Origin of the sequence: Flavobacterium sp. KACC 22761 (genome assembly GCF_034058155.1) — a bacterium.
Taxonomy (GTDB): domain Bacteria; phylum Bacteroidota; class Bacteroidia; order Flavobacteriales; family Flavobacteriaceae; genus Flavobacterium.
In genome coordinates this window covers 195,055-219,562 of sequence record NZ_CP139148.1, presented here as the reverse complement: position 1 = coordinate 219,562, position 24,508 = coordinate 195,055, and the positions used below count along the sequence as shown (strand labels likewise).

20 protein-coding genes are annotated in these 24,508 nt (G+C 33.8%); 14 read left to right on the top strand and 6 right to left on the bottom strand.

Annotated features, from left to right (window positions below):
• Positions 1 to 22 precede the first annotated feature (22 nt).
• The 3 genes from SCB73_RS00870 (at position 23) to SCB73_RS00860 (ending at position 2,134) form a co-directional block, all read left to right on the top strand.
• Entirely contained in the window at positions 23 to 541 is a 519-nt protein-coding gene (locus SCB73_RS00870; protein ID WP_320567984.1) for a helix-turn-helix domain-containing protein, read from the top strand.
• Positions 487 to 1,374: an IS3 family transposase gene (locus SCB73_RS00865; protein ID WP_320570063.1), complete on the top strand. Its 888-nt coding sequence runs from the start codon at positions 487 to 489 to the stop codon at positions 1,372 to 1,374. The genes SCB73_RS00870 and SCB73_RS00865 overlap by 55 nt, the downstream gene beginning before the upstream one ends.
• Before the next feature lie 148 nt (positions 1,375 to 1,522).
• On the top strand, positions 1,523 to 2,134 hold the full coding sequence (locus SCB73_RS00860) for a tetratricopeptide repeat protein (protein ID WP_320568312.1): 612 nt from the start codon (positions 1,523 to 1,525) through the stop codon (positions 2,132 to 2,134).
• 54 nt (positions 2,135 to 2,188) lie between these two features.
• On the opposite strand, the gene SCB73_RS00855 is transcribed toward SCB73_RS00860, so the two are convergent.
• Entirely contained in the window at positions 2,189 to 2,752 is a 564-nt protein-coding gene (locus SCB73_RS00855) for a hypothetical protein (protein ID WP_320568311.1), read from the bottom strand.
• A 173-nt stretch (positions 2,753 to 2,925) separates the two neighbouring features.
• On the opposite strand from SCB73_RS00855, the gene SCB73_RS00850 reads away from it, so the two are divergent.
• The 5 genes from SCB73_RS00850 to SCB73_RS00830 all read left to right on the top strand — a co-directional run bounded on the left by SCB73_RS00850 (position 2,926) and on the right by SCB73_RS00830 (position 9,951).
• Entirely contained in the window at positions 2,926 to 3,339 is a 414-nt protein-coding gene (locus SCB73_RS00850; protein WP_320568310.1) for a GNAT family N-acetyltransferase, read from the top strand.
• A 259-nt stretch (positions 3,340 to 3,598) separates the two neighbouring features.
• Positions 3,599 to 3,982, top strand: a complete 384-nt coding sequence (locus SCB73_RS00845) for a hypothetical protein (protein ID WP_320568309.1) — start codon at positions 3,599 to 3,601, stop codon at positions 3,980 to 3,982.
• A gap of 178 nt (positions 3,983 to 4,160) precedes the next feature.
• The gene (locus SCB73_RS00840; RefSeq protein ID WP_320568308.1) at positions 4,161 to 5,243 is read left to right on the top strand and encodes an efflux RND transporter periplasmic adaptor subunit; all 1,083 of its coding nucleotides are present in this window, start codon (positions 4,161 to 4,163) and stop codon (positions 5,241 to 5,243) included.
• 105 nt (positions 5,244 to 5,348) lie between these two features.
• The gene (locus SCB73_RS00835; protein WP_320568307.1) at positions 5,349 to 8,516 is read left to right on the top strand and encodes an efflux RND transporter permease subunit; all 3,168 of its coding nucleotides are present in this window, start codon (positions 5,349 to 5,351) and stop codon (positions 8,514 to 8,516) included.
• The gene (locus SCB73_RS00830; RefSeq protein WP_320568306.1) at positions 8,509 to 9,951 is read left to right on the top strand and encodes a TolC family protein; all 1,443 of its coding nucleotides are present in this window, start codon (positions 8,509 to 8,511) and stop codon (positions 9,949 to 9,951) included. The genes SCB73_RS00835 and SCB73_RS00830 overlap by 8 nt, the downstream gene beginning before the upstream one ends.
• 274 nt (positions 9,952 to 10,225) lie before the next feature.
• Here the strand turns inward: SCB73_RS00830 and SCB73_RS00825 are convergent, their stop codons facing one another.
• Positions 10,226 to 11,935 carry a tetratricopeptide repeat-containing sensor histidine kinase gene (locus SCB73_RS00825; protein ID WP_320568305.1) on the bottom strand — a complete coding sequence of 570 codons (1,710 nt, stop codon included), beginning with the start codon at positions 11,933 to 11,935 and terminating at the stop codon, positions 10,226 to 10,228.
• A gap of 51 nt (positions 11,936 to 11,986) precedes the next feature.
• Positions 11,987 to 12,187: a hypothetical protein gene (locus SCB73_RS00820; RefSeq protein WP_320568304.1), complete on the bottom strand. Its 201-nt coding sequence runs from the start codon at positions 12,185 to 12,187 to the stop codon at positions 11,987 to 11,989.
• Between the two features lie 555 nt (positions 12,188 to 12,742).
• Here SCB73_RS00820 and SCB73_RS00815 point away from each other — a divergent pair.
• Positions 12,743 to 13,369, top strand: coding sequence for a hypothetical protein (locus SCB73_RS00815; protein ID WP_320568303.1), 627 nt, complete (start codon positions 12,743 to 12,745; stop codon positions 13,367 to 13,369).
• A 364-nt stretch (positions 13,370 to 13,733) separates the two neighbouring features.
• Complete coding sequence (locus SCB73_RS00810) at positions 13,734 to 14,099, top strand: hypothetical protein (RefSeq protein WP_320568302.1); 366 nt, start codon at positions 13,734 to 13,736, stop codon at positions 14,097 to 14,099.
• Positions 14,100 to 14,178: 79 nt separating this feature from the next.
• On the opposite strand, the gene SCB73_RS00805 is transcribed toward SCB73_RS00810, so the two are convergent.
• Positions 14,179 to 15,531: a GH1 family beta-glucosidase gene (locus SCB73_RS00805; RefSeq protein WP_320568301.1), complete on the bottom strand. Its 1,353-nt coding sequence runs from the start codon at positions 15,529 to 15,531 to the stop codon at positions 14,179 to 14,181.
• A 242-nt stretch (positions 15,532 to 15,773) separates the two neighbouring features.
• Entirely contained in the window at positions 15,774 to 16,442 is a 669-nt protein-coding gene (locus SCB73_RS00800; RefSeq protein WP_320568300.1) for a response regulator, read from the bottom strand.
• A gap of 580 nt (positions 16,443 to 17,022) precedes the next feature.
• On the opposite strand from SCB73_RS00800, the gene SCB73_RS00795 reads away from it, so the two are divergent.
• Entirely contained in the window at positions 17,023 to 17,940 is a 918-nt protein-coding gene (locus tag SCB73_RS00795) for a hypothetical protein (protein ID WP_320568299.1), read from the top strand.
• 61 nt (positions 17,941 to 18,001) lie between these two features.
• Here the strand turns inward: SCB73_RS00795 and SCB73_RS00790 are convergent, their stop codons facing one another.
• The gene (locus SCB73_RS00790; protein WP_320568298.1) at positions 18,002 to 19,618 is read right to left on the bottom strand and encodes a L,D-transpeptidase family protein; all 1,617 of its coding nucleotides are present in this window, start codon (positions 19,616 to 19,618) and stop codon (positions 18,002 to 18,004) included.
• A gap of 447 nt (positions 19,619 to 20,065) precedes the next feature.
• Here SCB73_RS00790 and SCB73_RS00785 point away from each other — a divergent pair, with 447 nt between their 5' ends.
• The 3 genes from SCB73_RS00785 to uxuA all read left to right on the top strand — a co-directional run bounded on the left by SCB73_RS00785 (position 20,066) and on the right by uxuA (position 24,418).
• On the top strand, positions 20,066 to 22,219 hold the full coding sequence (locus SCB73_RS00785; protein ID WP_320568297.1) for an alpha-glucuronidase family glycosyl hydrolase: 2,154 nt from the start codon (positions 20,066 to 20,068) through the stop codon (positions 22,217 to 22,219).
• 175 nt (positions 22,220 to 22,394) lie between these two features.
• Positions 22,395 to 23,132, top strand: coding sequence for an SDR family NAD(P)-dependent oxidoreductase (locus SCB73_RS00780; RefSeq protein WP_320568296.1), 738 nt, complete (start codon positions 22,395 to 22,397; stop codon positions 23,130 to 23,132).
• A gap of 122 nt (positions 23,133 to 23,254) precedes the next feature.
• Positions 23,255 to 24,418: a mannonate dehydratase gene (gene uxuA / locus SCB73_RS00775; protein WP_320570062.1), complete on the top strand. Its 1,164-nt coding sequence runs from the start codon at positions 23,255 to 23,257 to the stop codon at positions 24,416 to 24,418.
• Positions 24,419 to 24,508 lie beyond the last annotated feature (90 nt).

The window sequence follows — 24,508 nt, the reverse complement described above, 5'->3', positions numbered from 1 at the left end:
GACACTATTCGGGGCATTTTTTATGGAAAGAAAAGCAAAGTATGACTATGCATTTAGATTAGAATGTGTAGAATTGGTTTTAAAGAAAAAATATTCAGCTGGATATGTTTCAAAATTGAAGCAGACTGCAAGATGGAATATTCGTAAGTGGGTCAGTTTTTATAAGACATATGGTGAAATTGGTTTATTGCCACGAATCAACCAAAGCTATTCAGCCGAATTTAAGCTGAAAGTACTCAAACGCATAGAAAAGGAATCTCTTTCCCTGATGCAGGCTGGCATAAGATTCAATATTCCCAATGTTTCCATGATTTTAAAATGGAAAAAAGATTTTGCTAACTTTGGACTGACAGGATTAAAACCAAAACAAAGAGGCAGACCCATATCGATGAGTGATAATAAAGGCAAAAACCGCAAATCAGACAGGCCCTTGACAAGAGAGCAAGAACTGCTAAAAGAGAACGAAAGACTTCGTTGTGAGAATGAATTGCTAAAAAAGCTTCAAGCCTTAATTCAAGCCAGGAAAAATCCAAAGCCATAAACGAATTAAGGCATAAATTTGGTTTGGAATTACTTCTCAACCTAGCAAATATGGCACGCAGCAGTTTTTATTATCATCAAAAACAAAGCAAGTCACCTGATAAATACAAAGAAGCCAAAGAGCTGATTAAAGTCATTTATCAAAAGCATAAAGGGCGTTATGGCTATAGAAGGATAACCGATGAACTGCAAAACAGGGGATTGATTATCAATCATAAAACAGTTCTCAGGTTAATGAATCTATTGGGGCTGAAGAGTATTATTAGAGTAAAAAAGTATAAATCTTATAGAGGTGAAAATGGCAAAATAGCCCCAAATATACTAGAGAGAAATTTTAAAGCACAAGCCCCAAATCAAAAATGGGCAACTGATATAACAGAGTTCAATGTAGCTGGAAACAAGTTGTATTTGTCACCGATAATCGACTTGTTTAACGGGGAAATAATCAGCTATGAACTCACAGAGAGGCCAGTGTTCAATCAAGTAGTTATGATGCTGAAAAAAGCCTTTAGGAAAATACCAAACAATACAAATTTGATACTTCATTCTGACCAAGGCTGGCAATACCAAATGAAACATTACCAACATCTATTAGAACAAAAAGGAATCAAACAAAGCATGTCAAGAAAAGGAAACTGCTTGGATAATGCAATTATTGAAAACTTCTTTGGAATATTAAAATCCGAAATGTTTTATACCCAAAAATTCAAATCAATAGAACAATTAAAAAAAGAAATCAATAGATATATAATCTATTATAATAACCAAAGAATTAAATCAAATTTAAACAAAATGAGCCCGATAAAATATCGAGCTCATCATTATCAAACTTAATTATAAATTTGTCTAAAATTTTGGGTGCAGTCTAAATGAAAATGACGGCTTTTTTATTTTTTGCAGTAAATAATCCAAATGTGGAAAACCGTAACAAAGTGTCATTATAAAAAGTTAGGTTTGCAGAAAATAAATAACTGCATTATTAATGAAAAAATACCCTGTTCTTTTAGTTTTTTTGCTTTCTTTTAAAAGTTTTTCTCAAAATGATCCGAAAACTGCATTTCAAAAAAGCAGATACGAATTAGCCGTTTCGTATTACCAAAAAGCTGATTTTAGAAAAGCATTAGACTTGTTTTCCATAGCTTCAAGACTTAAACCTGAAAATGAACTAGGAAAAGAATCTGCTAAAAAAGTAGATGCGTTGAAAACGATTCTGAGAAATGATGCTTTAAGTCGTATAGTTGGAACTTGGAAAATGACCGGAGATAAGCCAGTTTGGGCTCAAACCAACGGAATAAACCAAAATGAAACTGAAGAAATAGTCGAAATTAAAGAGGATAAGATTTTGTTTTATGAAACGGATCAAAAAACGCAAATCAAAAAACTGATCAAAACGGAAGATTTGAAATATTATAATAAAGATGCTTCTGATGATATTTTTTCGGATATTATTCTTTCTGATGGCACAATTTGGAGTTGTCTTTTAAATGAAGAAACTAATGTATTGCATGTTATTAATGTTGCCCGAAAAAATGAAACTGGGATTGAAAAAATAACAGAAAATAACGAAGAAGCTTATTTTGTTAAAGTGAAATAATAGAAAAGGGAATCAAATTGATTCCCTTTTTATATGTTTTTGAAATAAGATTTTTTATAAAAATTTAAACCCAACTGAAAAATTCGAAATTCCGGTTTTCAAACTTCTTCCTGAGGGATCAAGATCGGTTACGCCGGCAAGATATCTGTAATCGACTGTAAATCGCCATAAATCAACTCCAACGCCACCTAGAAAACTGCTGTTGTTTTTTTCAAAAGCAATAAAATTTAGATTATTGTTGGCATTGATGTCTGAATAATTTTTCCAATTGTATCCAAGAAAAATTCTCACGTTGCCTAATTTTCCAAGCGGTAGCACTTTTAATCCTGCAAGCAAAGTTGCATCTGTTCCGCCCAATTCATATTCTGTTTCTCCAACTCCAGTTTGCGAAACGCTGAATTTTGATTGTGCATAACCAAATTCGCCCTGAGCGTAAAAAAGTGCCAGATTTACGCGTACAAATCCTGCAAATCCATAATCTGTTCCTGAGCTTTTAGAGCTAAAATCATCCGTAACAGCCGAAGTTATATTAGTAGAAAATTGAGGACCAATTTGTATTAATTGCGCAAAACTATTTGCACTAATACATAATAATACTGCGAGAATGATTTTTTTCATAAGCGGATTTTTTTGTTTTCGATTCTATAAAATTAATTATTAAAATTTAATTTCGAATGATTTATCTTATTTATTTTAAGTTATCTTTCTGTAAATGAGTGTGATGATGTATTTGTGTGTCGTTTAAATTCAAATGTGCAAAATATTCTAAATTTGAAAAAAAAGATCAAGTCATGAATTCATTAAAAATTTCCGAAATAGAACCTTCTCAAACTTGGCAAATTCGTCATGAAGTAATGTGGCCTAATTTGCCTATGGAATATGTTCAATTAGAGGAAGATAATTGGGGTTTGCATTTTGGGGTATTTTTAGATGAAAAACTAGTTTCGATTGTTTCTTGTTTTTTTAAAGATGATGAAATGCAGTTTAGAAAACTAGCAACGCTGGAAGAATTTCAAGGAAAAGGAATAGCGACAGAATTGCTGAAGCATATTTTTGGGCTTGCGAAGCAAAAAAACAGTACAAAAATTTGGTGTAATGCACGCACAAACAAGAAGGCATTTTATGAAAAATTCGGAATGATCGATACCCATAAAGTTTTCATTAAAGAAGGTCAGGAATTTACAATAATGGAAATTTTGCTGTAAAAAAAGCCTCCGTATTTTTAAATAAGATGTTTAGCGTCAAATATTTGTGGTTTTGATGTTTTCACTATATTAAAAATTATTGTTTTAAAAGGAACGTCAGTTCAAAATGATGTCTCATTGTTGTTTTGATATAAATTTTGCAATTTGGTTGCGAATTGAGCAATGTTGGAAAATGAAAACGTTTTCGTTTATATCGGACATGTTAAGACTTTCTTATTTTATTTTTTTTGTTGCAATCTTTTATTACTTTCGCACCCGAATGAGAAAGATAATAGTATTTTTAGTGTTTATGAATTTGCTTCTGTCAGGCGGAGGCCAATATCTCAATGCCAATACTTTTGATGGTTCTCAACATCACCTCTTTGAAAAAAAGCACCGTGTAAAATTCACGCATCAGGAAAGAGGCACTTCACTTATTGAAGATGCAGACATTGATCTTGGTGAAGATTTATCTGGAAATGATGATCTTAATGATGGACTTTCAGGGAAATTAATTGCAGTTAACTACAGTTTGCTTGATAGCTGGTATTTGACTTTTTCAGATCAGTCTGCAATAAACGAATCAAATCGATTTAAAATCTACGCGCCTTTCTTAGCGCATTCAAATCCTATCTATATTACTCAGAGAGTATTAAGAATTTGATTTACCAATATACATCGGTTACCTATGCTGTAATCCTGCTATCTTGTTGATGTATATTTTTTTTCTACCTCATCTTGTATGAAAGTTTGGTTATAACTATTGGTGTCTGATGCATTTTTTCTATCCAAAGGAATCCTTGTATTCCAAGCATTGAATCGCTTAATTTCCAAACTAAATCATGAAAAGAATTATTTTGTTCACAGGCTTAATGGCCTTTGTGTGCCTAACTAGTTGTACAACTAAAAAAGAAGAAAAAGAAGAAGTTGAAAAATTTACGGTAACAAATCCTGTAAAAATTGATACTTCATTTACTAAAGAATATGTTTCGCAGATCAAATCTGTTCGAAATATTGAAATCCGTGCTCAGGAAAAAGGTTTTTTACAAAACATTTATGTTGACGAAGGACAGTTTGTAAAAAAAGGCCAATTGTTGTTTAAAATTATGCCAAATATGTATCAGGCAGAATTACTTAAAGCACAGGCTGAGCAAAAATCAACTGAAATTGAATTGCAAAATGCTAAACTTTTAGCAGATAAAAATATCGTTTCTAAAAATGAATTAAGTGTTGCGCAGGCTAAACTACAATCTGCAAAAGCTGAAGTTTCATTGGCAAAACTTCATTTATCATTTACAGAAATCAGAGCTCCGTTTGACGGGACAATTGACCGTATTCCATTAAAATTAGGAAGTCTTATTGATGAAGGTGAATTATTGACAAGCCTTTCAGACAATAGCCAAATGTTTGCTTACTTCAATGTTACGGAACCAGAATATCTTCAATATGAAACTAATGTTGCGGGTCGTGCAGAAAATAAAGTAAACTTAGTTTTAGCAAATGGAGATACATTTAAGTATAAAGGAAATGTTGAAGTAATTGAAAGTGAATTCAACAATGAAACCGGAAATATCGCTTTTAGAGCAAGATTCCCAAATTCTGAAAAATTACTTAGAAATGGAGAAACAGGACAAGTTCAAATGTTTTTGCCTCTTAAAAATGCCATTGTAATTCCGCAAAAAGCTACTTACGAAATTCAGGATAAAAAATATGTTTTTGTAGTAGGAAAAGACAACAAAGTTAGCTCTAGAGAAATTACAATTACTGGCGAAATACCTGATTTATATGTTATAAAAAGCGGTATTTCAGAAAACGATAGAATTTTACTTGAAGGTGTTCAGAAAGTAAAAGAAAACGACAAAATTAAATATGAATACCAAGCTCCTCAAGAGGTAATAAAACATTTACGCGTAAAAGCGGAATAAGGATTTTGTTTAAAAGTTTCAAGTTTCTGGTTTCGTGAAACTTGAAACTTGAAACCTGAAACAATTTTAAACTTTCAGTTAGTTTAATCATTAAAAAATATAAAAATGTTTAATAAATTTATTCAAAGACCTGTTCTGTCGATAGTAATATCGTTGGTTATTGTCTTTTTGGGAGTGCTGTCGGTATTGAGTTTGCCAATTACACAGTTCCCTACCATTTCACCACCAATGGTGAACGTTACTGCAGATTATCCAGGATCCAATGGTGAGTTGATGATCAAAGCCGTTGTAATTCCCCTGGAAAGAGCCCTAAATGGTGTTCCTGGAATGAAATATATGGCTTCTGATGCGGGTAACGACGGTGAGGCTACTATAAAAGTGGTTTTTAATTTAGGTACAGATCCTAACCAAGCGGCGATTAACGTTCAAAACCGTGTGGCTTCGGTTACCAATAAACTTCCTCCTTTGGTAATTCGTGAGGGTATCAAAATTACGCGTGAAGTACCTAGTATGTTGATGTACGTGAACCTTTACAGTACAGACCCAAATACCGACATGAAATTCTTGTATAACTATGCTGATATCAACGTACTTTCTGAATTAAAAAGGGTAAATGGTATTGGTTCTGGGGATATCTTAGGAACACGTGAATATGCAATGCGTATTTGGTTGAAGCCAGATCGTATGTTGGCTTATAAAATTTCTGCTGATGAAATAATGGAAGCATTATCCAGTCAGAGTTTGGAAGCTTCGCCAGGTAAAACAGGGGAGAGTTCTGGTAAACGTTCTCAGGCGTTTGAATATGTATTGAAATATTCTGGACGTTTTACAACAAAAGAACAATACGAGAACATTGTAGTGAAAGCAAATTCAAATGGAGAGCTTTTACGTTTGAAAGATGTTGCTAAAGTTGAATTTGGTAGCTCGATGTATGATATCTATTCTAATTTGAATGGAAGGCCATCTGCAGCGATTGTATTAAAACAATCTTTTGGAAGTAACGCGAATCAGGTTATTGAAGAGGTAAAAGCAAAACTGGAAAAAATCAAGCAAAAATTCCCTAAAGGAATGGATTATGAAATTTCATACGACGTTTCTAAATTCCTTGATGCTTCTATTGAAAAAGTAATCCACACACTTGTTGAGGCGTTTATTCTGGTAGGTTTGGTAGTATTCCTTTTCTTAGGAGACTGGCGTTCAACAGTTATTCCTGCAATTGCGGTACCTGTATCATTGGTTGGAACATTTGTATTCATGACATTTTTCGATATTTCGTTGAACTTGATTACGTTATTTGCTTTAGTATTGGCAATTGGGGTCGTGGTCGATGATGCGATTGTGGTTATTGAGGCGGTGCACGCCAAGATGGAAGAAGAGCATCTTTCGCCATTTAAAGCAACAAAACAAGCAATGCATGAAATTGCTGGAGCGATCGTAGCAATTACATTCCTTATGGCAGCGGTATTTATTCCGGTAGCATTTATGTCTGGTCCAGTTGGAGTATTTTACAGACAGTTCTCTGTAACTATGGCAACGGCTATTATTCTTTCTGGTATTGTCGCATTGACATTGACACCGGCACTTTGTGCGATGATGTTGAAAAACGATCACGGAAAACCTAAAAAGAAAACACCAGCGAATCGATTTATTGATGCATTTAACGAAAAGTTCAACCTTGCACAAGGTAAATATCAAAATGTATTAGGAAAAATCGTTAACAGACGAGTAGTAACATTTGTTGCTTTAATTGGATTCTGTATTGGAACTTGGGCGATAAGCAGTTCTGTTCCTTCTGGATTTATTCCGAATGAGGATCAGGGAATGTTTTATGCAGTTATTCAGACGCCTCCTGGTTCATCATTAGAAAGAACAAACAATATTGCTGAAAGAGTTCAAAAAATTGCTGAAACTATTGATGGAGTAAAATCTGTTTCTTCATTAGCAGGATATGAAATTCTGTCTGAAGGTACTGGTGCAAACTCAGGAACATGTTTGGTGAATCTTAAAGACTGGAGCGACAGAAAAGAATCTGTTGTTGAGATTATGCACGAAATGGAGGAAAAATGTAAAGATATTGCGGGAGCAAATATCGAATTTTTCCAACCACCTGCTGTACCTGGATATGGTGCTGCCGGAGGATTTGAGCTTCGTTTGTTAGATAAAACGGGTTCTGGAGATTATAAACGAATGGAGAAGGTAAATAATGAATTTGTTGCCGAGTTGAATAAACAACCAGAATTATCGAATGTATTCAGTTTTTATAGCTCGAGTTTCCCTCAATACATGATGAAAGTCGATAATGATTTGGCACAACAAAAAGGAGTTTCTATCGAGAACGCAATGAATACTTTGTCAACGCTTGTAGGTAGTAACTATGAAATCAGTTTTATCAAATTCGGAATCAACTATAAAGTAATTGTTCAGGCTTCGCCAGAATATCGTGCACAGCCAGATGATATCTTGAAATTGTATGTTAAAAATGATCGTGATGAAATGGTACCTTATTCTGCTTTCATGAGATTGGAGAAAGTGTACGGACTTTCGGAGATTACGCGCCATAACATGTATACCTCAACGCAAATTAGTGGTTCTCCAGCGGCGGGTTACAGTTCTGGTACGGCGATTAAAGTAATTCAGCAAATAGCAGAGAAAAAACTACCAAGAGGATACGATATTGACTGGGCAGGTATTTCTGCCGATGAGGTTGCGCAAGGTAATCAAGCAATTTGGGTATTTTTGATCTGTTTAGGATTCGTTTACTTGGTTCTAGCGGCTCAATACGAGAGTTTTATTTTGCCATTATCAGTAATTCTTTCTTTGCCGGCAGGTATTTTTGGAGCTTTCCTTTTATTGAAATTCACAGGATTAGAAAACAATATTTACGCTCAAGTTGCCATGGTAATGCTTATTGGTTTATTAGGTAAAAATGCCGTATTGATCGTTGAGTTTGCAATTCAAAGGCATGCTGCCGGAAAATCGGTTCTTGACGCGGCGATGGAAGGTGCAAAAGCAAGGTTCCGTCCTATCTTAATGACTTCGTTTGCGTTTATCGCTGGTTTGTTGCCGCTTGCTTTTGCAACGGGTCCAGGTAAAATTGGTAATAGAACTATTGGTACTGCAGCTGCGGGAGGAATGCTTATCGGAACTATTTGTGGGGTGTTCTTGATTCCAGGATTGTACTACATCTTCGGAAGAATTGCAGAAAAACACAAACTGGTTAAACATGAAGAAGAAAACCCATTAACTGAAGAAATTGACAACAATCATGTATAATAAATTAAAAGTATATAAATATAGCGCTGCATTAGGTTTGTGTTTGGCTGTAGTAGGCTGTAAAGCTCCTGCGCCAGATACAACAACTACTAGTGAGCCGGTTCCAGAATCATTTGGTGCTGCTGCCACTCAGGATACAACAAATACCTCAACTGTAAAATGGAGAGCGTTCTTTAAGGATCAAAACCTTGTCGATTTGATTGATGTGGCCCTGAAAAACAATCAGGAGTTAAACATGACGCTGCAGGAAATCGAAATTGCTAAGAACGATGTTAGAGTTCGTAAAGGACTTTTATTGCCGCAAGTTGGTGTTCGTGCCGGAGCTGGAGTAGAAAAAGTAGGAAGGTATACCAGCCAAGGTGCTGGTGATGCCACTACAGAAATCAAACCTGGAGTTGAAATGCCAGATCCTCTTGGAGATTTTACTATTGCGGCTTATGCAAACTGGGAAGTTGATATCTGGAAAAAACTGCGTAATTCTAAAAAAGCAGCTTTAAACAGATATTTAGCAACCGTTGAAGGTAAAAACTTTGTGGTTACCAATCTTATTGCTGAAATAGCTGATTCTTACTATGAATTATTAGCGCTAGACAATCAGTTGGATATTGTGAAGCAAACCATTACGCTGCAATCTAACGCTTTGGAAATTGTGAAAATTCAGAAGCAAGCGGCGAGAGCAACAGAACTTGGAGTTAAGAAGTTTGAAGCCGAAGTATTGACTTCAAAAAGTATGGAGTTTGATATTTTGCAGCAAATTAAAGAAACGGAAAACAAAATTAATTTCTTGCTAGGACGTTATCCTCAGGAAATTAAAAGAAGCAACACAAAATTTTTGACTTTGTTGCCAGCTTCAGTAAGTGCTGGAATTCCATCTCAATTGTTGATGAATCGTCCTGATGTGAAACAAGCAGAATTAGAATTGGTTGCTGCAAAACTAGATGTAAAAGTGGCTCGTGCAGAATTTTATCCTTCACTTGACATTACGGCAGCTTTTGGAGTTCAAGCGTTCAAACCATCGTATTTGTTTACACTTCCTGAATCACTTTTGTATTCATTGGCAGGAGATCTTGCTGCGCCACTGATCAATAGAAACGCTATTAAGGCTGAGTTTTCAAGCGCAAATGCAAGACAGCTTCAGGCATTATATAATTATGACAAAACAATCTTAAACGCTTATTTAGAAGTATCTAATCAGCTTTCTAAAATTGATAATCTGCAAAAAAGCTATGATTTGAAATCACAACAAGTTGATGCATTAAACAAGTCGATTGATGTATCGAATGATTTATTCAAATCTGCAAGAGTTGATTATTTTGAGGTTTTAATGACACAACGCGATGCATTAGAAGCAAATTTAGAATTGATTGATACTAAAAAAGAACAACTTAACGCTGCAGTTCATGTTTACAGAGACCTAGGCGGAGGTTGGAAGTAGAATACCCATTTTAATTAGTTATTAGTAGAGGCCTCTCAGAAGTTAAATTCTGGGAGGTTTTTTGTAGATCATAAATACAAGTTCCGCAGGAACAATTTATATTGTAACTCAGAACTGGACTGAAGTCCAGCCCTACAATATAAATTGTTCCTTCGGAACTATAAAAAGAGCCTTAGGCTCTTACCATATTGTAGGGCTGGACTTCAGTCCAGTTAAAATATAGTAATACAAAAAAGCCTTTCAGAAATGTCTTAAAGGCTTTTTAAGTTTTTGCCTATTTAGGAATAATTATTTTAGCCTTAAAACCTTTGTTCGGTTCTGTTTCAAAATCTACAGTTCCTTTAACGGCCTGAATACGGCTTTCCATATTCTGCAGACCATTTTTTGTTATTGTGTTTTTTTCACAACCAACTCCATTATCGGTGTAATTGATGAAGATTGAGTTTTGATCGCTTTCAAATTTTATAGCAACAAGATTTGCCTTGCTGTGTTTTTTCATATTTACCATTAACTCTTGCAAAATTCGGTTAATGGTAATTTTTTTTATATCATCGACCATTTCCCAATGTATGTTTTCTAAATTAGTAAATATGATATTTCTTGTGCTAGTATTGTAAGTCGAAAACAGTTCTTTTATGTTTCGGGTGAAATTTGCACCAGTATCAATTTTATTATTTTCTTTTGAAATTCCTCTTACACGACCATAAATATCATCTAATTTTTGAAGAAGATTCTCTTTGGTGTTTTCTATAGACAAAGGCTGAGATTCCGTAAAAGCAATTACGTTAAAAACGTCGTTCGCCAACTCATCGTGTATTTTTTTAGCAATTCTCGTTTCGGTTTCGTACGAAGCTTTAAATTCGATTGCTTTGTTTTTGTTTTTATAATAACGTATTAGGATTGCTATTAAAATGACAAGAAAAATAAATATGATTAGCAATACAATTCGCAGAAATTTTTCTTTCTGAAGCGCTAACTGGTTTTCCGCTTTTTCTAAACGAAGTTTTTGATTTTCGTCTTTTTCTTTTTTAGCATCGTATTTGATTTTGGCGAATTTATTTTTGAAGTTGTTTCTAACTTTAATAATACTGTCGTTTAGCGTAAAATACTTTTGAACATATTTTTGCTTTTTAGGACTGTGGTCATTTGAAATTAAAATTTGCAAAGCTTCTAATCTTTCATCAACACTATTTAGTTTTGTAGAAATATTGTATGCTTTCAGGGCATTTTCATCTGATTTTTGAACATCTTTTTTGGAATAATAGTCTGCTAAATGAAGGTAGCTTTCAATACTTCCGTATGTATCTTTGATTTCATTTCTTTTTTTGAGCGCATTATCCATTAAATGAAATCCTTTTTCATCCATTCCGTATTTAAAATAAGCATAACCCAAATTATCTTGAATTCGAGCTTTAGAGGATGCTTGAGCTTCATTATTTAATAAATTTTTGCCCAAAATAGATTCTAAAAGAGCAATTGCCTTATCGTACTTTTTTTGTTGGATATAGATGGGGCCAATATTAGATAGCGGGCCTAGTTTTGCAATAGGATCTTTATATTCTTTTGCAGATTCTTTATAATAATAAATTGCATCATTGTATAAGGAAAGTTCTTTATCGGCAATGCCTAAGACGATATTTATATCAGGAGCATATATACTATTTTTTTTAAAATACGCTGATGCTTCAGTAACTGTTTCCTTGCTGCCGTAATAATCTCCGTTAACTTGCTGTATTGCGGCCAACTGTAGAAGGACATATCCAATATTGACACTGTCTTTTAAAGTTTCGAAAAGTATTTTGGATTTATTAAACTCATGAAAAGCAGTGTTGAAATTTTGTTTTAAGATATTTTCGTATCCTTTATTTCGTAAGCTAAGCGCTTCTTTTTGTATAGCTTCTGTATTAGGATTGACGGTCTTTTTTTCTTTACATGAAAAAAGAGAAAGAAGAATTATGAAATAAAAAAACGGGGACCGTAACATATAAATTTACTTTCCCCGAAAATAGTAATTAATTAGATACTAAAAATATATTTATTCATCTGCTGGTGGTGGTGTTGTTGGTGGAGGTGGAGGAGTTTTACCATCACCCGGCCCATCCTCAGCAAAGGTATCTTTTGCTATATTAATAGTTTTTTTTGTTTCTTGTTTTGGTTGCGTTTCAAACTCATCCGGAGTACAAGAAAATATAGTGAACATTAACGCAATAGCGCTAAAAAATAATAGCTTTTTCATTTTGATTTAATTTAGAAATTAGACATAGGTATTGCTGTCCGGAGTTATCCAGAGTTTGTTATTGGCAATACCAAATTGGTTTTGGGAAGTTGATCGTGTAGACTGTAAGACGTAATTTAAACTTCCCGAATAAACTCGGTCTTACGGTTTTCCACAATGTTAATTAGAACTAGTTTTTTATTTTTGTTTTAGTCTGCAGACAAAACTTGAACTAATTTCTTATGCAAAGGAAAGGCACTTCTAAGCTACTGTAGATACGGAATTCCCGGAATTCCTGCGTTTTCCTAAGATTCCTGAGATTTCCCAATAAAATAAAAATGCAATGCCTATTTTTTGATTAAATGTGATTTATTTTTAAACAAAGTCCTACTATAATAGAGGCAAAAAGTTTGGCAAAAGTTGGTTGGATTGTGAAAAAAAAGTGAAGATAATTTGGAATTAAAGTAAAAAATGAAAGGCTAATACAGATTTTAAAAGTCAAAAATAAAGGCATATAAAAAAGTTTAGATTAAAAATGAAAATAAAGACCCCAGAGAGTTTCTTAAAAAAGAGAAAATGAATAATACATTAGAAGAATATAAAAAGGCGATTAAAATTAAATATGAACTCGAAAAAGAAGGAGAACACTTCGATTACTTGTATAATCCATCTCGAGGAAAACTTCGCGATTTGTGCTGGCTCATTTTCGAAAACGATCCAACCCAAGATGATTTGAATGTTTTTAGGAATTTATTGTGTTTAGATTTTGATCATACTAAAAAGAATAAGTTTAAGGAACAGAAAGATAAGTTTAGACCCATTGAAACCTTTTTTAAAGGCGAAACAGATCCGTCAAATATCGACGCTATAAATCTCGCGGCCATTCTGGTCGATTTTCAACCGCGTCCTTTTAAAAAGTTTAGAAATGAAAATGAAGAAGCTAAAAGGATTGAAAACGTAGAAAGGAGTAAAGCATCTGCAACAATTGAGAATGAAGTCATAGAATTAAAGAGTTTTGTGAAAAATGAGCATGAAGAGTCTACAGCGCTTCCTAAAAAAGGAAATCTTTTTTTGAATTTAAAAGATATATTTGCTAAAAAAATGGCTCAGAAAATATATCCAAGAAAAGTAATTACGATTGCAATCGGAGCGGTTGCGTTGGTGTCTTCTGCGTGTTTATACTTTGTGCAGAAAAAAGATTAGTTCGAATAATTTCCAAATGAAGATGAAACGCATTTTGAAAAATAAAATGCAAAAAGTTGGAAAAAGAATGGTTTTTTAAAGTGAAATTTAGGCATTTAAAAAGTTTGTTTTTCGGCATATATTTACTGTTATTTACACTATAAAGATAAGAAAAAAATACCGTTAAACCTAATAAAATCAGTAAAATAATGATTTTTTTTCGCCTTTTTCAGCAACTTTTTTTTCGGTTATTTTAGGTTTGTTTTTCGATGAATAATTCGGATGAAGTTTGTTTTTTTAGACCAAATTGCCATAAAATTATTTATATTTATAAAAGAGAAAAAACAATCTGATTTCCCTCAAGAATCAATTTAAAATATTAGTTATGAAAAAGCTTTTAATACTATTAATTGTTTTATCCACTTTCGGTTGTAAAAAGTATGTAGTGTCTTTTGAACAGCCAACGGATATGAAATTGGATAATTTAAAACTGGAAGTATTTCTTGACAAAAAGAAAGTTCAAGATATCAACTTAAAAGCAACAAATGAAATGCCGACTTACGAAACAGCAGATTTTTCAATATCTGATGAAGGAAATCATCTGCTTCAGGTCAAAACAAAAGATACCACGTTTAATTATGATGTAAAATATCCAGAAGAAAAATATATTAAGGTAACAGCTTATTTAAAAGGAAACGGTAAGCTTTATATTGGAATTCTAAAGCAGAATTATAAATTTAGATTTCAATAATAAATAATCTTATTTCAAACATAAAAGCCTTTTGTATGCGTAATACGAAAGGCTTTTTTTTATTTTTAAAGAATAAGATTTACGATAAAAAATCTTTAAACCAATATCCAGAATTTTTTATAGTTCTCTTTTGCGTTTCAAAATCAATATGAATTAATCCGAATCGGGCGTTGTAACCTTCTGCCCATTCAAAATTATCAGTCAAAGTCCAAACAAAATAGCCATCGACATTTAAGCCTTCTTCTTTGGCTTTTAAAATTTGTTCTAAATGATCTTGGATGAAATGTGTACGTTTTATGTCATAGACTTTTCCGTTTGTTACGGTGTCCGGAAATGCTGCGCCATTTTCAGTAATTATAATTTTTTTGATGCCTTCGTAGCCGTTGAATCTTTTTAAAATGTGATAGAGCGCAGGCGGATAAACTTCCCAGCCCATTTCGGTGGAAATTACATTTCGTTTTTCGGCACTTATTAATTCGGCACCAATATAGGGCGTCAATAATGATGCTTTTACAACTTCTCGAGTATAACATTGAAGTCCGATGAAGTCAAAGTCAAATGCAAGATTATTTCGATCATCTTCAAAAATATAATTATTTAGTTTTTTCAAAACTGGCAGATCGTCTTGCGGATAACCTAGTCCTAAAAGCGGTTCGATAAAAGTTCGGTTTAGCAGCGTGTCAACGCGTTTTGCTGCTTCGATATCTTTTTGATTTTGAGAAAAAGGTTCTATATGCGTGCAAGAAAAAGTGGTTCCGATATTTGCATTAGGAACATTTTCTCGAAGTTTTTTTGCGCCAGCAACTGTTGCCAAAGTCACATGATGCATGGCTTTGATATAATTTGTGATGCCTTTTTTTCCAGGTGCATGTATGCCCAAGAAATAACCTGCGCCAGTAAAAACAGAAGGTTCATTGATGACTATCCAGTTTTTTACACGATCGCCAAAATGTTTTGCACAAATCGCAACATAATCTGAAAACCAAGTAACAGATTCACGATTTGTCCATCCGCCTTTTTCTTCAAGTGCATAAGGCAAGTCCCAATGGTAAAGTGTCACCCAAGGCTCGATTCCTTGCGCCAAAAGCGAATCAATAATTTTATTGTAATAGTCAATTCCGGCCTGATTTACAGGATGAGTTCCCGTAGGCATAATTCGAGTCCAGGAAATTGAAAATCGAAAATTAGGGATATTCAATTCGCGAATCAAACTAATATCTGTTTGGTACGAATTATAGAAATCACAAGCAGTTATAGCATGATGCCCGTTTTTGATTTTTCCTTTCTGGGCAGTAAAAACATCCCAGATCGAAGAACCTTTTCCGTCGGTATCATGAGCACCTTCAATTTGGAAAGCGGCGGTTGAAACACCCCACAAGAAATCTTCACCAAATTGATTTTTGTTCAAAAATGATTTTTCAATTTTATTCATTCAATTCTGCTTTCCTTTTTAATTATTAATGAAGGAAAGAAGATTGCATTGCTCTTAAAAAAAGCCATTCTTTGAATGATACTAGAAAATTTAGATTAAAGAGTTTCATAACTTTTTGTTTTTATTCAAATTAAAAAAACTAATGTGAATAAATTGTAAAGTCATTATTATCAAATAATTAAATACGATGAAAATCGCTCAAAAATCGACAAAAAGCGCGTTAGAAACCACTGGGGATAATTTTAAATAATCCCCATATCTTTTGCAATATAAACAAGCTGTACCGTATTACTGGCTTTAAAAAAGTCTTTCAATTTTGATAATCTTTTTTCAATGGCGCTTTTGCTGTTGGGTTTTATATTGGCATTTTTGAAAATTTCGATAATATCGTCCTGTGATTTTCCTTCGGTTAGATATTTCAAGATTTTAATATCGATATCGTCAATTTCAAAATTGGTTTTTTCTTGCAGTACAGATGCAATTTCTGGTGAAATGAATTTGTCCTCAGAAGCCGAAATAATCCCGATTGCTTTTTTAAGTTCATCAATACTGTTTCTTCCTTTCAAAACAAAGGCATTTATTGACGCATTTTCAAAAAGCGATTTGATGCGATAACTTTTGTCCTCGACTGAATAGGTTAGTATTTTAATATCAGGTTGTATTTCTCGTGTTTTCTGTACCAATTCGTCGCCACTACTAAGTTTTACCTCACGATGATCTGTTTTGAACGAAAGGTCACTTATCAATAAATCATAAGGATCATTGTCTTGAATGGCTTTGCGTATTTTTAAATAGGCGTCATCGCAATATTTGGAATAGTCGAAATTTTCAATTCCTAAATCTTTCAGGACTTGCTCGATTCCAAAACTGATGCTATCTAGATCTTCGGCTATTATTACTTTTTTAAACATAACAAATTATTTAGGCATGGATATCTTTATTTTAAAACCTTTATCAGGTTCAGTGTCAAAATTAATGGTTCTCTTTGGAAGCAAAATACGGTTTTCCGTATTTTGGAAATCATTTTTTAAAAGAACAGCTTTTTTGCCTTTGCATGAACTAGCAAAAACAACTATAATGAGACATAAAAAGGAGATTTTAGCATAAGATTTACTTTCGTCGAAAGTAGTAATTAATTATTTAAGGCATTTTTTTAAGATTTCAAAATTTGGCATAAGCATTGCTATTCAGAATTGTTCTGAATCGTTTTTTGGCAATTAAACTGTCTGTTTGCGAAGAAAAGAGCGTAGAATAGTTAGTCTTGATTTGGGTTTTCAGCCTAAGCTAAAATTTACGGTTTCCCGCAATTTATAGGCAAACTAGTTTTGTACATTTGTTATGATCGCGAGTCAGAACGAGCACTAATTCTGAGGCAAAGTAATCATTTATTTTCCTCTGAATTGATAAGGAAATCTGGAGATTCCTAATTTTCCTGATTTTCTTGAAAAATCCGAGAATTAATCTTAAAAATCCTGAAAATCCTGAATGTATATGGACCACATTACAAGATGCAACTATGAAAAAGCTTATAAAGAAGCTATACGAAGAAAATATAATAGCGAAAAAGAATTAGGGGAAAACTCTAATTATCTGGAAACACCTTCTCAAGCTCATTTGAGAGATTTATGTTGGAAAATATTACGTGAAAATCCTGCTCCAGACGATTTAAAAGTGTATTGGGATTTTAAAGGTGTTCCTTTCGATAATAATATAGAAGATACTTGTACAACTTATACGGATAAGTATAAAAAAGTAGGCGCATTTTTGAAAGGTGAGAAAGAACCCCAAAAAATCGATACTGTTGATATGGCCGCAATTTTGATTGATTTTCAACCAAGGCCTTTTAGAAAATTTAAGGCAAAAGCAATGTCTCAGGAAGAGCAAATTACGGTTTTTGGCGCCGAGGTTTTAAGCAAAAATGAAAGTGAAAAAACAATTGAAACACTAAAAAATCCGGAAGCACCAGTTTTAATTAAAACGCCAAATAAGAAAAGGAAAATTAGAATTTATAAGTCAAAATTTAAAATGTTTCGAGCTGCAGCAATAACAGCTGTTGCTTGTTTGATAGGTGTTATTATTTATTTGGCGCTTCCGCAGAAAGAATGTATGCAGTGGTCTGGTGATCATTACGAGCTTGTTAGGTGCGATTTGAAATCACAAAGCTCGCTTACACGAAATCCTGTTGAATTATTAGATGAAAGTTTGGTTCATTTGAAGAAAGTTGATATTGATGATCATACTATTTGTTTTGATAAATACGGACGCGCTATAATTTGGTATGCCCAAACTGCTGATGGAATTGACTTTTTTAACGGTCACGGAAGGCATCCCGAAAATAATATTGCGCTGAAACCATTGACAAAAGATATTTTTAAAAAGTACGCACATAGGTCTAGTGCTGCAAAATAAAAAACCTCCCAAAGCAAACTTTGTTTTGGGAGGTTTTGATGAGGTTTACTTTTGATGCGGTTTATTCCTGATCTGATTTATAAGCAGTATCATTTGGAAACAGCATTCCGTTTAAACGAGTATCTCGATCATAAACATCTGGATAAAAGTTCATATTTCCGTCTCGAGTTACCCAAGCTGTAAAATAACCAATGTATATCGGAATTTTTTTAGGCAACATAAAAGGGGTTTCTTTTTGGCCGTTCATCGCTGCATTTATTTTTTCAAGTGTCCAATCCGGATAATCTTTTAGCATTGAAATGGCTAGATCTTTTGCTTTTTCAACATTGATACAGCCATGACTGAAAATACGTTTTTCAAATCCAAATAAACTTTTCGATGGAGAATCATGCATATAAATGTCATTCGGATTTGGGAACATAAATTTCACAAGTCCTAAAGCATTATCCGGCCCGGGTTTTTGCCTTACTTTCCCGCCATTCCATTCCATATTGTGATCAGCAAGATAATTTTTGTCTTCGGCCATTTTTAATTTTAATTCGTTTTGAATGATGCTGGCAGGAACATTCCAATACGGACTAAAGACAATACGATCAATTTGACCACTAAAAATCACGGTTTTGGTTAATGGTGTTCCAATAAAAACTTTCGAAACAATATCAAAATTTCCATTGCGCACAAAATATAGCATAAACGAAGGAATGTTGACCATCACATATTCGCTTTGATTTTCTAGTGTAGGCGGAATCCATCTGCAACGTTCCATATTCAGCATTATGGTTTTAATGCGGTCGCTGATAGGTTCGTTCATTTGGTCAATATGTTCTTTCGAGAGGATGTAATTTGGCGTCAACGCATGTCGGAGTTTGTATTTCATAACGCCATCCATCAATTCTTGATCATAAAAATTGCTTTTTGAATCATTGGCTAAATCGCCAATTATAAATAAGCGATGTCTCACGTCTGCAATAGTTTGAGAAGTTGCATCTGGACGCAAGTCTTTATAAGGCGTGTCCATATAGATAGGGGTCCATTGTTTGCTTTTTTCGATTTCGCGGTATTTTTTTAAAACTTCCTGAAGTTTGTAATATTGACTAAAAAGAACCTGTTTATTTTCCTTCAATAAATCTGGATTGCTTACAATTGAATCGAGCAATGTTTCATAAGAGAATTTTTTCTTTGGCAAATACCATTGAATTTTATCTTGCTCGGCAGCATCAATTCCTTGATAAACATGTTTGGCGTACAAAATATACATGGAACTCAATAAAAGTTCGGTATCAGAATCTGAAATTTTCGATTTTGATGTTGACTCCTCGTTAAAAACTTCGTCAAGTTTCTTTTTATACGGAATTTCAATCTGAACGCCTTCTTCGTAAGTTGAATTTAATTTATGATATAAAAGATATCCAAATTCGTTTATATCATTTCCTTCAAACCAAATCGGCTTATTGGCTTTATTTTTATATAAAGCGACAACATCTGTTTGATAGGCTTTTAAATCAGAATACTTTTTGAAAAATGCAGTTATTGAAGCAGTAGTAATTTCTGGAGAATAGACAGAAAAAACAATTGTTTTATGGGCTTCAGAAAAATGCAAATCATTTTTAGAAAAAGCATTTGGGGAACTAAAAAGAATTCCCAGTAAAAGAATTACGGCAAAAGTAAAGTTTTTCATTTTTTTCGATTTTACGTTATAAATCCTCTTATAAAATATTGGAAACAAGCAGTAAGTTGTAAAAAAAATGATTTGGGGAAATCAGTATTCTTACTCAAATTTATAAAAAATATCTTAATATTTTGAGGTTTGTATTTTAAGAAAATGTTCAAAAAAAATAATAATTGTTAAAACTGAAAATTGCTTTCAATCGAGGAACGAAAGTGCAGGATAGTTTTTCAAATTAAACGGCCTTTATTTGTTAAAGAAATTATTTTTTTGAAAAAAAATCGAAGAAAAGTTTTTTTCTTCAATAGCAATCCTATATTTTTACGCAACCGATTGCAATTATTGTTTTATTTCGAATAATGTATTTTTTAGATTAAAATTTTATCAAATATTTTTATACAGAAGAAAAATGCTGATTCATTCAAAATCGAATTTTTAAAAAATAAATTAAAAACCAAAATGACTTCATTAAGATTTGTTTTTCTTTTTCTTCTGATTTCCTTTTCCCTTTCGGCACAAAAGGATTATAAATTATGGCTTCAGTATAATGCTATGAAAAATGATGCAATGGTTTCAGAATATAAAAACAATCTTAAAGGAATTGTGGTTTTAGGAAACTCCGAAACCATTAAAATTGTCGAGAAAGAACTTAAAACCGGATTTTTGGGTATGTTGGGAAATGTTCCAGAAATAAAATCTGAAATAAAAGAAGAAAATAACCTAATCGTAGGCGCTGAATTTTCATTAAATCCCGAAATAAAAAAGGCAATTCATTCTGATTTTGATAAAATAAACAGCGAAGGTTTTATCATCAAATCGGTTTCTATTCAAAATAAAAAACAAATCATTATTACCGGAAAAAATGACGTTGCCGTTTTATACGGAGTTTTTAATTTCCTAAGAATTTTGCAGACGAATAAATCGGTTAAAAATTTAAACATTGCCGATTCTCCCAAAACCAATATCAGAATCCTAAATCATTGGGATAATTTAGACAGAACGGTGGAGAGAGGTTACGCCGGATTTTCACTTTGGAATTGGCAGAAATTGCCTGATTTTATAGATCAGCGTTATATTGATTACGCCAGAGCAAATGCGTCAATTGGAATTAACGGAACGGTTTTGACCAATGTAAATGCCAACGCTTTAATCCTGACTCCACAATATTTAGAAAAAGTCGAGGCTTTGGCCAATGTTTTTAGGCCTTACGGAATAAAAGTCTATTTGACAGCAAGATTTTCGGCACCAATCGAAATTGGAAGTTTAAAAACAGCCGATCCAAAAGATCCGGAAGTGATTAATTGGTGGAAAAGCAAGTCGGCAGAAATCTATAAACGAATTCCAGATTTTGGAGGATTTCTGGTAAAAGCCAATTCAGAAGGCCAGCCGGGTCCGCAAAATTATGGAAGAGATCATGTTGATGGGGCGAATATGCTGGCCGATGCCGTTGCGCCTTTTGGTGGCGTAATTATGTGGAGAGCGTTTGTATATTCTGAACACGATGCAAATGACCGTGCCAAACAAGCTTACGCCGAATTCCAGCCGTATGATGGAAAATTCAAAGAAAATGTAATTGTTCAGGTCAAAAACGGAGCAATAGATTTTCAGCCTAGAGAGCCTTTTCATCCGTTATTTGGAGCAATGCCAAAGACGCCATTAATGATGGAATTTCAAATCACGCAGGAATATTTAGGCTTTAGCACGCATTTGGTTTTTCTACCTAAATTATTTCAGGAAGTTCTAGAATCTGATACGTATCAAAAAGGAAAAGGTTCAACCGTTGTTAAAGTCGTTGATGGTTCATTATACAATAATAAACTAACCGGAATTGCGGGCGTTGCCAATATTGGGAACGATTTAAACTGGACAGGACATCCTTTTGCGCAGGCAAATTGGTACGGTTTCGGCAGATTGGCATGGAATCTTTATTTAGATTCCGAAACAATAGCCGATGAATGGTTGAGGTGTACTTTTTCAAACGATGAAAATTTCATTAAACCTGTAAAAAATATAATGATCGAATCGCGCGAAGCGGTGGTCAATTATATGACGCCTCTTGGATTGCATCACATTATGGATACTGGACATCATTATGGGCCAGGTCCGTGGGTTTCGAATTTATCAAGACCAGAATGGAATCCGACGTATTATCATAAAGCAGACAAAAACGGAATTGGTTTTGACCGATCAAAATCGGGGACAAATGCCACTTCGCAATATGCGCCTGAAGTTGAAACGCTTTTTGATAATTTAGAAACGTGTCTAGAAAAAGATCTCTTATGGTTTCATCATGTTTCGTGGGATTATAAACTGAAAAACGGTCAGACGCTTTGGAATGGTTTGGCACTGAAATATCAGGAAGGCGTAAATCAGGTAAAAAATATGCAGAATGTCTGGAAGAAAACCGAAAAATACATTGACAACGAACGTTTTAACGAAGTCGGAATGTTGTTAGAAATTCAGTACAAAGAAGCAAAATGGTGGCGTGATGCATGTCTGTTATATTTTCAGCAGTTTTCAGGAAAAGAACTTCCGGCGGGAGTTGAAAAACCAACACAGACATTAGAGTATTTTAAATCATTAAAATTTCCTTTTGCACCGGGAAATGGATAAATAAATTATTTGGAGTAATTGTAGCGCGGATGAAACGGATTCGCTATCGTGAAGACACGGAAAAAAACTGATTTTTTCCAATTAAAATAAGAATAAAAAAAATCCGTGTAAATCAGCGTTTTCGCGATAGCGAATCCGTTTCATCCGCGTACTAAAAAAATAGACATTAAAAATTATGAGCAAAAAATCGGCAATTGTAACCGGAGGAAATTCAGGTTTAGGATTTGCAACAGCAAAAAAACTTTGTGATAACGGAATCACAACTTACATAATAGGAAGATCAAAAGAAAAAACAGAAGAAGCTTGCAAGGAAATTGGAGAAAATGCTATTCCGGTAATCTTCGATTTGAATGATTTGGCCGGAATTCCAGCAATGATTGAAAGCATCACAAAAGAAAATCCAATTGATATTTTGGTAAACAATGCCGGAATCAATTTAAAAAAGGAATTTTTAGACGTAACCGATGAAGATTTTTTATCCATAATTCACACCAATCTTTTAAGTGTTTTTGCAGTAAGCAAAGCGGTTGTAAAAAACATGAAAGAAAATGGGGCAGGAAGTATTGTAAACATCAGCTCGATGGCATCGCAATACGGAATTCCGAAAGTAATTGCGTATTCAGCCAGCAAAGGCGCAATCGAATCAATGACACGTGCAATGGCGGTAGAATTGGCGCCATTTGGGATTCGTGTAAATTGTGTCGCTCCAGGTTTTATCAAAACTAAAATGTCGGCAAAAGCTTTGGACAGCGATCCAGAAAGAAAAAACAAAGTATTAGGAAGAACACCAATGGGATTTTTAGGAGAACCTTCGGATATTGCTGATGCCGTTTATTATTTCGCTTTAAGCGAATCAAAATATACAACCGGAACTATTTTGCCTGTTGATGGCGGGAATAGTATTGGTTTTTAGTGAACGCTGAAAATTGCTCGCAAAGACGCAGAGGCGCAAAGTATTTTTCTTTTTAAACTTTTTTAAATAAAAACTTTGCGCCTCTGCGCCTTTGCGAGATTAAAAAAATAAATATGACAAAAATGCAACAAACAATGCGTTGGTTTGGACCTCAGGACAACGTGACTTTATTAGATATCAAACAAGCTGGAGCAACCGGAATTGTTACGGCTTTGCATCATATTCCAGTTGGCGAAATTTGGACAATCAGTGAGATTAAAGAAAGACAGCAAATCATTAAAAATGAAGGTCTGGAATGGGCGGTTGTTGAAAGTCTTCCTGTTCACGAAGAGATTAAGCGAGCTTCAGGAAATTATCTGCAATACATTGAAAATTATAAAATTAGTTTGAAGAATTTGGCAGAATGTGGTATCAAAATCATAACCTACAATTTCATGCCGATTCTGGATTGGGTGAGAACCCATCATAATTTTATAAACGAAGATGGAAGCAAAGCTTTGCTGTACAATCAGGATGCATTTACTTATTTTGATGTTTATCTTTTAAAAAGACCAAATTCAGAAAATGATTATTCAGATGCTGAAAAAGAAAAAGCGTTGCAATTTGGAAATCAATTATCTGAAGATGAAAAAGCGTTGCTCTTTAAAAATGTATTATTAGGCCTTCCAGGAAGTAAAATCAATTTTACCGCGGAACAGATTTTGGCGCTTTTAGAAAATTATGCCGAAATCGACAATCAAAAACTAAGAGAAAACCTGATTTATTTTTTATCAGAAGTAACTCCGATTGCGGAGGGAAATGGACAAAAATTAGCGATTCATCCAGACGATCCACCATTTTCAGTTTTAGGTTTGCCAAGAATTGTTTCGACAGAAGCCGATTTGAAAGCGATTTTCAATGCCATTCCTTCAACAGCAAACGGATTGTGTTATTGCACAGGCTCATTAAGCGCCGATCCAAAAAATAATCTGGAAAAAATAATTGATGATTATGGAGACCGAATTCACTTTTTGCATCTTCGAAATACCATCCGCGAAAGCGAAACCATTTTCCGAGAATCAGAACATTTGAACGGTGATGTAAAAATGGAATTGATTGTAGAGAAATTTTTGCTTCTAATGAATAAAACTAAAACAAGTCTCCCAGTTCGCCCAGATCATGGTTTTCTCCATGCAGTTGATGAAAAAACAGAAACCTATCCAGGTTATTCGTTGACAGGAAGATTAAAAGGTTTGGCGGAATTGCGAGGTTTGGAAATGGGAATTGGGTATAAATTGAATTTGTAAATAAAGTTTACTAAATCTAATGCGCTGAGAATCTCTCGCAAAGTCGCAGAGTCGCAAAGTTTTGTTTTGAAAAAGCTTAAAAAGAATTGC